Here is a 13457-nt window from a genome sequence, read left to right on the forward strand (position 1 = left end):
GACCCATTCTTGTCATCCCGGGCACCGACCCGGGATCTCCTTTCTTAGCCTGATATATTTATTTTTAATCGGTGCACCTTGTAGTGCATGACTCTCGGCGAAATGCTTAAATCCCGTGCGGCAGCAGACATGTTGCCGCCGTTTCTTTTTAGCGCCTCGCTCAGGATTTCTTTTTCGTAGGTATCCATGAGCGTCGAGAGCGGTGCAATCTGGTTCGGAAGCATGGGCTTGCGGGCCGATTCATCGGTCTGCAAGGTGGGCGGCAGGTTGTGCGAATGGATGCAGTCGTCGCTGGTGGCGAGGGCTGCGCGCTCGATGCAGTTTTCGAGTTCCTGCACGTTGCCTGGCCAGTGGTAACTCATGAGCATGTCAATCGCGGGCGTCGAGAGGCGCACCACGTGCGTGCCGTACTTGAGGTTCACTTGCGAAATAAAATGCTCCGCCAAAAGCAAGATATCGCTCTTGCGCTGTGCCAAGTCGGGGAGCGAAATCTGTACGATGTTCAGGCGGTAGAACAAGTCTTCGCGGAAAAGCTTTTGCTGCATCAGACTTTCGAGATTCTTGCTGGATGCTGCAATCAGGCGCACGTCGCTATGCAGGCGAATGTTGCCACCTTGGCGGTAAAAGCTCTGGTCTTGCATGAACCGCAGAAGAATTTCTTGGTTCTTTGGGCTGAGTGCCGAGACATCATCCAGAAATAGCGTGCCGCCGTTCGCCACTTCGGCTTTGCCCAAGTGGCGGCTGTTTGCGCCAATGAAGGCGCCGCGTTCGTAGCCGAAGAGTTCGCTTTCGAATGTGTTCGCGGGGTTTCCGAAGCCTTCGCTCAAGTTTGCACAACCCATCACCACAAAGGGCTGTTCCTTGCGGGCAGAAAGTTCTGCGATGGTGTGGGCGGTGAGTTCCTTGCCCGTACCGTCGTTGCCATAGATAAGCACCTGTGCGTCGTTCTTGGCGCACTTCTTGATTTGCTTATAGACCTCACGCATTTCACCGCTGTTGCCGACCATTTTGCCCGGCTTCTCGTCGATGATATTGCGCAGCTCGCGGATCTCCGCTTTCAGTCTCTCTATTTCTTCTGCTTCCGTCATTGATTCTTGCCTTGTCGCAGTCATGCTGAACTTGGTTCAGCATCTGCATTCTCGTGTCTGAACCTCTTATGCCATTACAATAATGTAATAATATACACTAATTTTACAATATTGTAAAATATTTTGTTTCAAAACCTGTAAATTTTGGGTGCCAACCCCCGTTTTTATTCCTAATTTCCTTCCATAAATTAAAAAACAGCCGTAAAACGGCAAAAAAGAGGTTCAAAATGAGCGTAAGCTACCGCAAAAAGACCATCAACGAAATCGCAAAGGCCCCTACCGCGCCCGTCAAGCCGGCCGGTCCGGTGAATGTGGATTTCTATGGCGAAGATGTGTTCAACATCGACGCCATGCGCGAATACTTGCCCAAGGATGTCTGCGAAAAGCTGATTGCAACCATTAACGAAGGTGCCGCCCTCGATCCGAGTATCGCAGGCGATGTGGCCCACGCCATGAAGAAGTGGGCGATGGACCGCGGTGCCACGCACTTTACGCACTGGTTCCAGCCGCTCACCGGTTCCACTGCCGAAAAGCATGACTCCTTCCTTGAACCTGACGGTTGCCGCGCCATCATGGCCTTTAGCGGCAAGAACCTGATTGTCGGCGAACCGGACGCTTCTAGCTTCCCGAGCGGGGGACTCCGTTCCACGTTTGAAGCCCGCGGCTATACCGCCTGGGATCCGACCAGCCCGGCATTCCTCAAGCGCCACGGCAACGGGGCTACGCTCTGCATCCCGACTGCATTCTGCAGCTACACCGGAGAAGCGCTCGACAAGAAGACTCCGCTCCTGCGCAGTTTGCAAGCTCTTTCTAAATCTACCCGCCGCCTCATGACCTGCTTCAAGGCGGGTCCCAAGAAGACGACGGTCACGCTCGGTGCCGAACAGGAATATTTCTTGATTGACAAGCGTTTCTATCTGCAACGCCCCGACCTGTACCAGGCGGGCCGCACGCTGTTCGGTGCCGCTCCCGCGAAGCATCAGCAGATGGATGACCACTACTTCGGTAGCATCCCGGCTCGCATTTTGAACTTCATGAACGAAGTGGAAATCGAACTTTGGAAGCTCGGCATTCCGGCGAAGACCCGCCACAACGAAGTGGCGCCTGCCCAGTTCGAACTCGCCCCGATGTTCGAAGAAGTGAACCTCGCTTGCGACCACAACATGCAAATCATGGAAGTGCTCCGCAACGTGGCCGACAAGAATGGCCTCGTTTGCTTGCTCCACGAAAAGCCTTTCGCAGGCGTGAACGGTTCCGGCAAGCATAACAACTGGTCTGTGTCTTACGGCAAGGGCAACCTCCTCAATCCTGGTAAGGACCCGCACCAGAACGCCGTGTTCCTCACCACGCTCTGCGCCATCATTTATGCCGTCGACACCCATGCTGACTTGCTCCGCATGACGACTGCTGGCGCCGGCAACGACCATCGCCTCGGTGCAAACGAAGCTCCTCCGGCCATTGTCTCCATGTTCCTCGGCGACCAGCTCATGGACGTCATCGAACAGATTGAACAAGGCGTGCCCAAGTCCTCTAAGCAAGCTGGCGCACTCCGCATCGGTGCCGACATGCTCCCGGCCCTCCCGCGCGATGCCACCGACCGCAACCGTACATCGCCCTTCGCCTTTACCGGCAACAAGTTCGAATTCCGTGCACCGGGCTCCAGCCAGAGCTGCTCCGAACCGAACGTGGTTCTGAACACCATCGTGGCCGAAGCGTTCGATATGATTTCTGAACAGCTCGAAAAGCTCGACGAAAAGAACTTCCACACGGGCCTGCAAAAGATCCTGCAGAAGATCGTGAAGGAACACAAGCGCGTCATCTTCAACGGTAATGGCTACACCGACGAATGGGTCGCCGAAGCCGAGCGCCGCGGACTCCCGAACATTCGCACTTCCGTGGAAGCCCTCAAGGCCCTCACCAAGGAAGAAAATATTCAGTTGTTCGAAAAGTACGGTGTCATGAACCGCCGCGAAATGGAATCCCGCTACGAAATCAACGTTGAAGATTTCCACAAGCGCATCCACATCGAAGGCGAAGTCTGCCGCGACATGGCAAAGAATATCATTTTGCCGAAGGTCGTCGAGGCTTACTCCAGCGCCCTCAAGACAAACGAAATGGCTCTGAACCAGGGCTTCCCTGGCGTCGATGCCTACGTGAAGTCTCTCGGCGAAGGCGTCAAGAACCTGAGTGCCGCCATCGCTACGATGGAAGAAAGCCTGAACGGCCTGCACGAAGGTATTCTCGATGCGATGGCCGCTTTGCGCAAGGTTGTTGATGGCCTCGAAAAGGTCGTCCCCGACGAAATGTGGCCTCTGCCGAAGTATCGCGAGATGTTGTTTATTTACTAGTAGTGTCATCCTGAGCGAGTGAAACGAGTCGAAGGATCTCTAGTAAAATACCCTTAAATTTTCCCTGCCCTCGGGCGGGGATTTTTTGTATCTGCATACGACGCTAATTGTCGCATGCTCAATCTATATTCGTGATGTTCCCCTAAAAGGAGTGCGTCGTGAACAGATTGGAAAAACTTGAAATATCGAATGTCATCGGTGATTTTCGTGCGGCCCTTGAAACTTTGGACCGCTACGACCATCAGCAACTGGAATTCCCGAAGACCGGCGTAGACTACAGCGAAACGAACGGCCCCATCACCTATGAGTTGGCGATGGAAGCGATTTCTGTGCTCAAGGAAAAATTCCGCGACAGCGGAATCTTCGGTGTCGAAAAAGATGCTTCTTTCAAGAGTTCACTCGGACAAATTTACCAGACCTTCGACGGCAAGGAACTTTATCCGACCGTGCAGATGAAGGCGGCAACACTCCTGTATCTGCTTGTCAAGAACCATTCCTTTGTCGATGGCAATAAACGTATTGCTGCATTCATTTTCTTGTGGTACATGTCGCGCAACGATATCCTTTATCGAGTGGACGGCTCCAAAATCGTAAGCGATGGTGCCCTGGTCGCACTCACGCTGCTCATTGCCGAAAGCAAACCCGAAGAACGTGAAACCATGACCAAACTCGTGGTGAATTTGATTTTGTAGGAGGCTTTTATGAAAGACTCATACTTTACAGACCCGCGAGACGGTGAAACCTACCGCACCGTGAAAATCGGAAATCGGATTTGGTTCGCCGAAAACTTGCGGCATAAATGCGAAGGTGCGCAGGCGTATGCTGGCGGCATGGGGTATCTGTGCTTGAATGGCGAAACGCCGCCTTACGATTGGAACTGCGACCCGGATGTGAAGAAATATGGCTTGTGCTACTACTGGAAATTTGCAGAAGCCGCAGTCCCCAAAGGTTGGCGCTTGCCGAACAATGACGATTGGCGAGACTTGTTTAATGCAGTTGGCGCAAAATGTGAAATGGGCGAGCATGGTGCCGAAACTTACCTTGGGGCGGCTCTTGCGTTAAAGTCCAAAGACGATTGGGAAGAAGACGAACTGTTCCCTGTCGGTAAAAGTACCGATGCTTTCGGTTTTACGGCGTATCCGGCAGGCTGCATGGAGGAATTCGGCTTTTGCGGAGCACGTGGCAGACACACGCGTTTCTGGAGTTCCGTCGGGCAAAACAAGTGGGCATACCGCGTTCGCCTAGACAATTGTTACGACGACGCCGTTCTCGACCGTTTTTGGAACGATTTTTCCTGCGCGAATTCAATCCGCTGCGTGAAGGACTGCTGAAAACATAAAATTGCACTTTTTAGGTAAAATTAGGCAATAAATTATGTTTTAGTCCATTATGACGAACTATTTTCTGTATTTTAGTCCATTACAGTGGACTATTTACTGTATTTTTGTCCATTAGAAAGTGACTTGTGGATTAAAAAAGAGACTGTAGGTCTTTGAAGAGCACATAAAGAATGCATTGGAATGGAGCCTTGGTTCTGAAAAGTGAAAAAAGTGGTCATCGGGCCATTTTTTCTTTTGTTGGTTTCGTTGTGTAAAAAAAAGGCTTTTATAAGGTAATCGTTTTTTTTGTAGAGTCCCAACTACCAGAAGTGAACGACATCTATTGTCGCCTAGTGGGTATATATTCATCCTTACGGCAAAACTTACGAAAATGCGAGGACCTATGAAAACAAATGCAGCATGCAAAATACTAAAAGCGGATTTTGAATCTGGAGCGAAGATTGGAGGGGCGAACTTTATAAGACGCTACTGGGCCAAAGTCAAAGACTGGGGTGCTGTGCGTTGGCTGGCGAGGCTAGGAGGGCGCCCGTTACGACATCAAAAATGAATATGCGTATGGTAAAGACGTATTTTTCTTCAAAAAAAGTGCACTTTTGAAAAAAACAGGATATATTTCTTTTTGAGAAGGAAAAAATATGGATAAAGAACCAGAAGTTTTAGATGTGGAGAATTTGAACGGTGCCTCGCCACTGCAAAAGGGGCTCGCCGTTTTTTTGATAATCATGTCGCTTCTGTACACCGCGTCGCCCATTGACTTGGCTCCCGATGCAATTCCCGTAGTGGGCTGGCTCGATGATGTTGGCTTCCTTGTGACTGCAACCATGAATGCGGTTCAGCAGTTCGCAAAGGATCAAAATAGCGCGTTGGTGAAAATTCTAAAATACGCCAAATGGTTTATGGTCATCGCCGTTGTAATCGCCGCGCTGCTACTCGGCGGTTTGATTGCTGCGATTGTGGCGCTGGTGGTGAAGTAGTCTGGAGGCTATGTATGAATTTTTATTGCAAAAAATGCGGACAGTCCTACGATGCTTGGACTATTGCGAATGGTGGCTGCAGCAAAGGCGGCAAGCATGACCCTTATCGCGGTATGCAACAGGGGCCTAAATACGTGTGCGCCAAGTGTGGCTTTTCATATGATTTTTGGACAATCGCCAACTGCGGATGTAGCCGTGGCGGGAAGCATGAAGTGTTGTAGTTAAGGAAAAAAATATTATGTCAAAATATTGGGAAAAAATTGAGCCGTCGAATTTGGCTAAATATGTGGATAAATTTGGCAATATGAAAATGTTTCTCCATTTTATGGAAACCGATTTGGCAAAATATAAGTCCATTCAGTCATTAGGGTTTCAACCTGGTGAGGATGTCCTTTATCTTGTTACTGATTTGAGTTGTTGGTGTAATGAACCAAATACATTCAAATTAGATTTCTATTTGTTCGAAGGCGAGTATCATCTTTGCCTAAAAAGAAATAAAGATAAAGAATTTAAAGATGAAGATGTTCCAGAAAAAATTTTTGAAATCATTAATAAAATGTTTCGTATCTATAGAAATGATTCCCTTTGCATAACATTAATGGACAATTGTGATGGAAAATTAATAGCCTCGAGATTAAAAATCTTTCTAGATGATTTATCTGTTGCTTTGAAAAAAAGCAAATGAATTATAATTGTGGAGAATTTAACTATGTCGTCATCAAAGAAATCAAGTAAACAATCTGCTTCGAAAAAAGACGCCAAACCGGTAGCAAATGAAACTACCGATAAAAAAGTTCCTTTTTGGAAAAAAGTTAATGATGGTATGGATGGAGCAAAAAAGGCTATTGATTCTGGAAAAGCTATAAACGAAAATTTGGGAAATCCTTTAAAAATTTTAAAAGACAGCTTTTTTAGTGTGTTTAGAAAATCCAAAGAAGAAGAAATAAAAAAGGATAATCAGGAAAATGTTAGTGCAACATTAGATCAAAAGATTGTGAAATCTAGTGATGCTGAAAAACCTATTGAAGATTTTGATAAAAATGAAGTAGAAAGCGTTGATGAAAATTCTTTGAATGATGCACCTGACGAAAAAAATAGTAAAAAATCGGCATTTGAATTATTTGAAAAACAGTTGCAGGTTTGTTCGGAAAACCCGTTGTATAGTGATTCTGTAAAAAATTTGGTTGTTGCAGAATTGGGTATGTTTAAAATACTGAAATCGCCAAATTGTTTGTTGCTTCAGAATTTTAGCGATTTAGTTATGGAACATTTATTACTCTCTTTTGAAAATATAGAAGATGAAAATGATAAAAAGAATTTCCAAAAAAATGCAGGATTGTTAATTCGTTCAATAGTAAATTATTTACAAGCGCGAATAGCTTATCTTGAAGATGATAGTGTTGGAGCTCAGGATCTTGTAGACAGTGCTTGTAGTGATATTACATCTATATCAAAGTTTATATTAGGTATTTTGACATCGAATAAAACAAAAATAGATATAGAAGGTCTTGCATTTACACCGGTTGCAGGAAAAGTTAGCAAAATCTCTATTGAGCCAGAGTTTGATTATGAATCAATAAAAAATGCTTGTGATGAACTGAAAAAAATAAAAAGCTTTGGATTCTTTGCACGACTCTTTCTTGCAAGAAAAAAAATACAACAAGAAAAAGAAATTTTTTATTCCTTTTTAGCAGGATTGTTTGAAAATTTAAGAAAATACAGATATGTTTTTGGATGTGAAAATAGAATTTTGTCGCAACTTGTTGAACGATATGGATCGATTATTGCAGAAGAAGGTGTGTTTTCAGAAGATGATGTAATGGATGGATTTTGGAAAATAGTAGAAATAGACCCTTTGTTGATGAATGAATATCCTAAATATCCTCGACGAAAACCATTTTATATCCCTTTGATTGTAGTATTGTTTTTGACAATCATATTGGATTCGGGAATTATATATGCAATAAGGGATACAAGCTTTTTTGTTCTATTAACAATTTTAACCATAATTATTTCAGTAATCATTGCATATTTTGTTTTGCAATTCATTGATGAAGTATATTATGGTGAAATGGCGAATAATGAATGGCGAGAAAAAGTTAATAATTTTTATAAAGAAGTTGCTTGTGTTTATTACAAAGGGTTAGCTAAGATATTTTATGATTTTGATAAATCCTAATTAGTTTGAAGGAACTTTTCTATGACCCCGCAAGTTCAACAGCTTTACAAAGTTCTTTACGACAAGGCGAAATCTCTGCCCAATAGCGATGCTTTGGGTATTATGCCGACGCATTTTGTTGGTCCGAAAAGCCGTTTTAAGAAAGGTTTGCCGATGTTCATCGGTCGGGATACTTATGGCCTTGGGCAGGACAAGGTTCCGTTGGTAACCGATTACGAATACGATGGACTGAATTGGCTCAAATCTAGGGATGGCTATTACTTTGATGATTCCTCGTTTTGGAGGGTGGTCGGTCATGTCCTTGAACGGGTTCGTGGTGAGTCGTATGGTTCGAATGTCTTCCATGATTTCTATTGGAGCGACTTGTATAAAATTAATTTCCGCGCGAAACAGGGAACCACACAGGGCTTAAGAAGTAATCAGATTAATGAATGCGCCCAGTTGTTGCTTGCTGAAATGGATGACCTGGATCCCTGCGTTTCTGTTTTCTTGACCGGCGTTTACGAGGGTGAGAAAAAGGGTGTCGGTCGATTCTTTGAACGCTGGGAACCTCGCGGACAACTTAAATCAAAAAATGATTCTACAGGCGAATTTACCCTAGTTGACGGATCTGGAACAATGCATCGATGCATTGTTGTGCCGCACCCGCAAGGAAAAGTACAGGAAGAAATTATTCAGAAGATTTGCTCCCTGTGGAAATAAATGTTAAGAAGGTAGTCTTTCGACAATCCTATTTGAATGATTTCTGGGTGGTCTGTCGGTTATTGAATAAAAAGATGAAAAGGTGGATATGGGAAATACAAACGAATGGACTCTTCAAGAAATTGCCAATTGGTCCGATGTCAAAATAAAAATTCCTGCTATACAACGGGGACTTGTATGGAAACCATGGCAAATTGAATTATTGTGGGATTCTATTTTAAGAGGTTTCCCCATAGGATGCTTTTTGCTTTCTGAAAATTGTGATGGCACATATGATTTGATGGATGGACAGCAACGATTCAATGCAATAACATGTGCTTTTTCACCATTAAAGGACGATTCCCAATCAGAATTATGGATTGATATAGATCCGGAAGTGTCAGAAACAACAAGACTTTTTTGGATTAAAGTGACGACCATTGCCCATCCGTGGGGTTTTGAAAACAATGATGAATGCAAGGTGCTGCCTGCATCAAAGAGACGGAATGCATTAGAGAAATTTGGAAAAACGCCTCACTTCAATATTTATCACGACAACGAAAGGGACAATCTCACTCTTTCAGAGTCGTTTCCTTATATGGCGAAAGCCCCGGTTCCGCTACACTATATGCTGGATGCGTGTAAAGACTCTGCGAATGAGGATGACTTTGCTGAATCCATTATCATCAAGATTAAAGAATCAAATCGTAATTTTGCAAAGAACAAACTTGTTTACGACAAGGAGAAAATCAAGATTTTTTACCCTATATTTAAAAGAATAAAACAATATAGAGTCTACTCAAATGTCATAAACGTTCTAGATAAAACGGATGGTAGGCAAGAAGACGCCTCGGGCCTAGAAATTCTTTTCAATAGACTGAACAGAAATGGAACTCAAATTACCGCTGATGAACTCAAATATTCTGCAATAAAGGCATATTGGCCGGAAATCAGAGACATCAACAATGATTTGGCTCAAGGAATTATGCCTCCGGAAAGACTTGTTTTGATAATATTTAAATTAGTTTTAACAGAAAATAGTAGGTCTCTAAAAAATGAACCAACTATTAAGCAAATTAGAGAACTTGCAGGAGTTGATTCTATAAAAAATCTTGTTAATTGCAAATACAAACACTTCAAAAGCTACTTTGAAAAAATTAATGATTGGTTGGGGGTTGACAAAACTATTGATTCAACACCAATAATTCTTCGTTCTAGGATTATTAACAATTCTCCAGACCTGTTCTTTTTATTAGTCTTCATGGCTAGCAATTCTGTAAATACTCTCCCAAAAGAGACTGTGCGTGCATTTGTCTTTTTTATTCATTTTTTTGTAAGCAATAAATTGCATAAACAAATAATTGAAGGCTATGTACAAAACAGTTATTCTTCTAATCCAGAGACCTTTGAAAGAATTTTTTATACGCAGATTGGTAATCTTGTGAATAAAAATTTTTTTATTCCTTCGTATAAAAGTGGTTTGCGTCTAGATGAGAATAGTATACAATCTAGCGAAAAATGGTTTGAAAATACCTTTTCTTCACACTCCGCACAGCAGATATTCAGCCTCATCAAGAACAATCGTGAAATACTCTTATTTGCCCAAAGGCGGTTTTTAAATAAGAATTTTGATATGTTTCTTTCAACGAGTGGAAAGGCATGGGAAGATCACAATGTCCCATGGGATTACGATCACATTGTTCCCCAGGAATGGATAGCTAGTCAAAGAGGTGGAGCTATCCCGTTTTGCAAACAATGGCTTAATACCATAGGAAATCTTGCTGCTATTCCATTTGAAGTAAATCGCTCGAAGAGCAATAATGGCTGTTGGGATTTTTATGAAAACAATGCTGATGAACTTTTCTTTGATAAAGGTTTTGCTGAACAACAAATTAGAAAAAATAATCTAAAACAAGAATCGTGTGCCGTTAAATTTGCGAACTTCAGTTTGCAACGAATGCAAAAAATATACGAGCAGCTGGACAATGTCCTCAATCCAATAGATTTCAATAAAGTGCTTTGGGACGATAATTATATTGTTAATCGGAAAAAATTTTTTGATGAAATTGAAAAATGCTCAAAGGAGCCTGCATCAAAATCTTTTTTCAATGGAGAAAGCGATGTCCAAATCTTGCATCCATTAGATTGGTGTAGACACTGGATTTCTATCGGATACAAAATCAATAATAAATATTTTATCGCAATGACATCTCAAGGTGAAGCGTTAGATATGGAAATAGGAGTCCGAAAAATAAACAGAGAGGATTCTGAAAAATTGAATGTGACAGGCGCGTTGAAAGATTATACTGTTTATGATAATAACCCTTATTGGTTTATCTGTAAAAATATTCCGGCAGATACGATTGTTGAAATAATTGTCAAAGAATTAGAGATGTTAAGAAAATTTGTATTAGACCATTTGTCATAAAATGTAAAAAAATATTGGTTTGATTTTTTTGTGGAGGGTGCATCGCGCGACATTAATTGTCGTGCGCTTCTTTTATATTGCATAGCAGAAACAAGAGGTTTTGCTATGCAGTTACATTATCAGAATTCGGCAGAGAATTATTTCGGGAATGCGCTGAATCGGTTAGAAGGGGAGTCGCCTGCGGCGAAGGCGGAGTCGAGGACTTCTTTTATCGACTTGAAGATTATGGAATACTGGGTGCGCTTTATGCGGGCGTATCCGGATGGTTGCTGTCGCAGTTTTTGTGAGAATTATTTGCCGGTCCGTTATTATGGCGAATTTGCGGACCGTGTTTACGAGATTCGCGACCAGGTTGATTTTTCGAGTACTATCAGGGCTTCGATTGATGACAAGCATTATGGGGTACGGGAGCTTTTGGAGGCGTATCACGAAACCAGGAATGTTCGCTTTGCTCAGCAGTTTTTTGAGATTATGGCTTATTTGGAGCGCGCGAACGATTGCCTGCGACCGATTGTCGTGCAGATGATTGAAAATTGCGTAAAAGAAAAGCTGGCAAAAGGTTGCTCGTACGATGACGAAGCTTTGCAACGCGCTTTTGAATTAAAGCGTCTTTTCCATTTGTCGGATGAGGCGGTGGAACTGGTGCTTTATTTGTGGCTTCGGAACCATCAGCGACTGTATTTGAGGCTAGAAAACATTCGGGTGAAAGAGGGGGAAACTTTTGACCCGAATGAGCGTGGAGCCTTTAGTCGGATAGCCTTGCTGACGGGGCTTGATGGCACATCGCTTCAGGAACTTTGTTCCAAGGAGAGTCCGCTTCTTAAGTTTCAGTTGGTTCAAATGGAAGAATCGTTCCGCAATACGGATTTGAGAATCAAACGCAAGGAATTGTACCTAGCGGACGACGTGAGCAATTATCTGTATGGTTTCTCAGATATGTCGCAGATTATGGATTTCAGACCGGCTGCAAAACCGTGTGTTCCCTATGAGCAGATTGTCAAGACGAACCCGCAGGCGTCTTTTGTTTTGCAGATGCTGAAATCGCACCAGAAGGGTTCTCCGCTGAACATTCTTTTTTATGGTCGCGAGGGAACGGGCAAGACGGAACTTGCCAAGGCGATTGCGCAAAAGTTGAATGTTACGCTGCTTTCGGTGGGCATCGGTGAAGAATCGATGAGCGAGGAATCCCTTTTGCAGACGCGCTTGCGCTCGATGCTTTTGGCCGATTGGGAATGTGAGCGGAGTGGCGGCATCATCTTGATGGATGAGGCGGACTTGGTCTTGAACAAGGCCGAAAAGGGATTGCTGAATATTATTTTCGAGAGCCTGAAAACGCCTGTCATCTGGATTACGAATAATATCGCGATGATTGAAAATAGCACCCGCCGTCGTTTCGATTATTCGTTGGAATTTTTCTCGTTCAGCAAGAGTGAACGCATTGCGATTTGGCAGTCCGTACTGAAAACGCAGCAAGCGGAATCGATGATGCGTAGCGAAGATATCGAATGTGTCGCCAAGGAAATTCCGGTGATGGCAGGTAGCGCCACTTTGGCAGTTCGGCTTGCGCAACGGATGCAGTCTCAGGAGATGTCGCCTTTGAATGTGGTTCGCGAGGTCGCATCTTCGCATGCGAAACTTTTGGGTATATCGACTTTGCCGCAGGAATCAAGATCGGAGTATAATTTGGATTGCGTCCGTATTTCGAGTGGAGATATTCGGAATGTAGATTATGTCGTGCCGATGCTCAAGAATTTTGATGCCCGTTGGAAAGATTCGAAGGTGACGGGGCGCAGGGAAAACTTGAATATATTCCTGTATGGTCCTCCCGGTACCGGAAAATCGGCTTTTGCAAAGCATGTCGCGCATGACATTCTAGATCGCGAGATTATCGTGAAACGGGCGAGCGATATTCTGGGGAGCCATGTGGGTGAAAGTGAACATAACGTTAGCGCCATGTTCCGTGAAGCGGAACGGAGTGATGCGATTCTGTTTATTGACGAGGCGGACAGTTTCTTTGAAAATCGTGGCAACGCGAAAAATCATTGGGAAGTGACGCTTGTGAATGAGTTCATTTGCCAGATGGATTCGTTCAATGGGATGCTGATTGCTGCGACAAACTACGAGAATGTTCTGGATTGGGCGATTCGCCGGCGCTTTCAGCTGAAACTGGCGTTTAACTATATGGATCTGCCGCAAATTTCAAAAACATGGACGGCATTTTTCGGGGGCCATTGCCCCAAGGAAATCCTTCGCTGTGATAATGTGGCGATTAGCGACTTTCAGAATGTGCGCCGCAAGCTGGAATATGTGCCTGCCGAGTTGCGGACGAAGGAACTTATCTTGCAGAACATGCTCGAAGAACTCGCCAATAAAGACGACCATCAGGGCCGTAGGCTGGGGTTGTAGAGTTTAACAAATC

At 44.1% G+C, this 13457-nt stretch carries 11 protein-coding genes; 10 read left to right on the forward strand and 1 reads right to left on the reverse strand.

All coding sequences use genetic code 11. From position 1 onward, the window contains the following. Positions 1-44 precede the first annotated feature (44 nt). A complete protein-coding gene (locus B7989_RS01865) occupies positions 45-1088 on the reverse strand; it encodes a sigma-54-dependent Fis family transcriptional regulator (RefSeq protein WP_233144211.1) in 1044 nt (347 codons plus the stop codon). A 227-nt stretch (positions 1089-1315) separates the two neighbouring features. Between B7989_RS01865 and B7989_RS01870 the strand changes: the two genes are divergently transcribed. The 10 genes from B7989_RS01870 to B7989_RS01910 all read left to right on the forward strand — a co-directional run bounded on the left by B7989_RS01870 (position 1316) and on the right by B7989_RS01910 (position 13444). Continuing rightward, a complete protein-coding gene (locus B7989_RS01870; RefSeq protein WP_072799853.1) occupies positions 1316-3436 on the forward strand; it encodes a glutamine synthetase III in 2121 nt (706 codons plus the stop codon). Between the two features lie 158 nt (positions 3437-3594). Further along, a complete protein-coding gene (locus B7989_RS01875) occupies positions 3595-4128 on the forward strand; it encodes a type II toxin-antitoxin system death-on-curing family toxin (RefSeq protein WP_088626925.1) in 534 nt (177 codons plus the stop codon). A gap of 9 nt (positions 4129-4137) precedes the next feature. Then, the gene (locus tag B7989_RS01880) at positions 4138-4767 is read left to right on the forward strand and encodes an FISUMP domain-containing protein (protein WP_088626926.1); all 630 of its coding nucleotides are present in this window, start codon (positions 4138-4140) and stop codon (positions 4765-4767) included. Between the two features lie 644 nt (positions 4768-5411). Continuing rightward, the gene (locus tag B7989_RS01885; protein ID WP_088626927.1) at positions 5412-5750 is read left to right on the forward strand and encodes a DUF1232 domain-containing protein; all 339 of its coding nucleotides are present in this window, start codon (positions 5412-5414) and stop codon (positions 5748-5750) included. Positions 5751-5764: 14 nt separating this feature from the next. Beyond that, entirely contained in the window at positions 5765-5971 is a 207-nt protein-coding gene (locus B7989_RS13805; RefSeq protein WP_144264938.1) for a hypothetical protein, read from the forward strand. Between the two features lie 83 nt (positions 5972-6054). After that, positions 6055-6435 carry a hypothetical protein gene (locus B7989_RS01890; RefSeq protein ID WP_144264939.1) on the forward strand — a complete coding sequence of 127 codons (381 nt, stop codon included), beginning with the start codon at positions 6055-6057 and terminating at the stop codon, positions 6433-6435. 24 nt (positions 6436-6459) lie between these two features. Further along, positions 6460-7929 (forward strand): hypothetical protein, encoded by a 1470-nt coding sequence (locus B7989_RS01895; RefSeq protein ID WP_088626929.1) that lies wholly within the window; start codon positions 6460-6462, stop codon positions 7927-7929. Positions 7930-7950: 21 nt separating this feature from the next. Continuing rightward, positions 7951-8631 carry a hypothetical protein gene (locus B7989_RS01900; protein WP_088626930.1) on the forward strand — a complete coding sequence of 227 codons (681 nt, stop codon included), beginning with the start codon at positions 7951-7953 and terminating at the stop codon, positions 8629-8631. A gap of 88 nt (positions 8632-8719) precedes the next feature. Further along, positions 8720-11038, forward strand: coding sequence for a DUF262 domain-containing protein (locus B7989_RS01905; RefSeq protein ID WP_088626931.1), 2319 nt, complete (start codon positions 8720-8722; stop codon positions 11036-11038). Positions 11039-11143: 105 nt separating this feature from the next. After that, positions 11144-13444, forward strand: a complete 2301-nt coding sequence (locus B7989_RS01910; RefSeq protein ID WP_088626932.1) for an AAA family ATPase — start codon at positions 11144-11146, stop codon at positions 13442-13444. The last annotated feature ends 13 nt before the right edge of the window (positions 13445-13457 follow it).

The sequence above is a fragment of the Fibrobacter sp. UWB5 genome (genome assembly GCF_002210295.1).
GTDB lineage: Bacteria > Fibrobacterota > Fibrobacteria > Fibrobacterales > Fibrobacteraceae > Fibrobacter.

Bases quoted from the DNA above. Each gene is read 5' to 3' on its own strand.
- B7989_RS01865 (WP_233144211.1), bottom strand. From the start codon at position 1,088: ATGACGGAAGCAGAAGAAATAGAGAGACTGAAAGCGGAGATCCGCGAG.
- B7989_RS01870 (WP_072799853.1), top strand. From the start codon at position 1,316: ATGAGCGTAAGCTACCGCAAAAAGACCATCAACGAAATCGCAAAGGCC.
- B7989_RS01880 (WP_088626926.1), top strand. From the start codon at position 4,138: ATGAAAGACTCATACTTTACAGACCCGCGAGACGGTGAAACCTACCGC.
- B7989_RS01885 (WP_088626927.1), top strand. From the start codon at position 5,412: ATGGATAAAGAACCAGAAGTTTTAGATGTGGAGAATTTGAACGGTGCC.
- B7989_RS13805 (WP_144264938.1), top strand. From the start codon at position 5,765: ATGAATTTTTATTGCAAAAAATGCGGACAGTCCTACGATGCTTGGACT.
- B7989_RS01890 (WP_144264939.1), top strand. From the start codon at position 6,055: ATGAAAATGTTTCTCCATTTTATGGAAACCGATTTGGCAAAATATAAG.
- B7989_RS01895 (WP_088626929.1), top strand. From the start codon at position 6,460: ATGTCGTCATCAAAGAAATCAAGTAAACAATCTGCTTCGAAAAAAGAC.
- B7989_RS01900 (WP_088626930.1), top strand. From the start codon at position 7,951: ATGACCCCGCAAGTTCAACAGCTTTACAAAGTTCTTTACGACAAGGCG.
- B7989_RS01905 (WP_088626931.1), top strand. From the start codon at position 8,720: ATGGGAAATACAAACGAATGGACTCTTCAAGAAATTGCCAATTGGTCC.
- B7989_RS01910 (WP_088626932.1), top strand. From the start codon at position 11,144: ATGCAGTTACATTATCAGAATTCGGCAGAGAATTATTTCGGGAATGCG.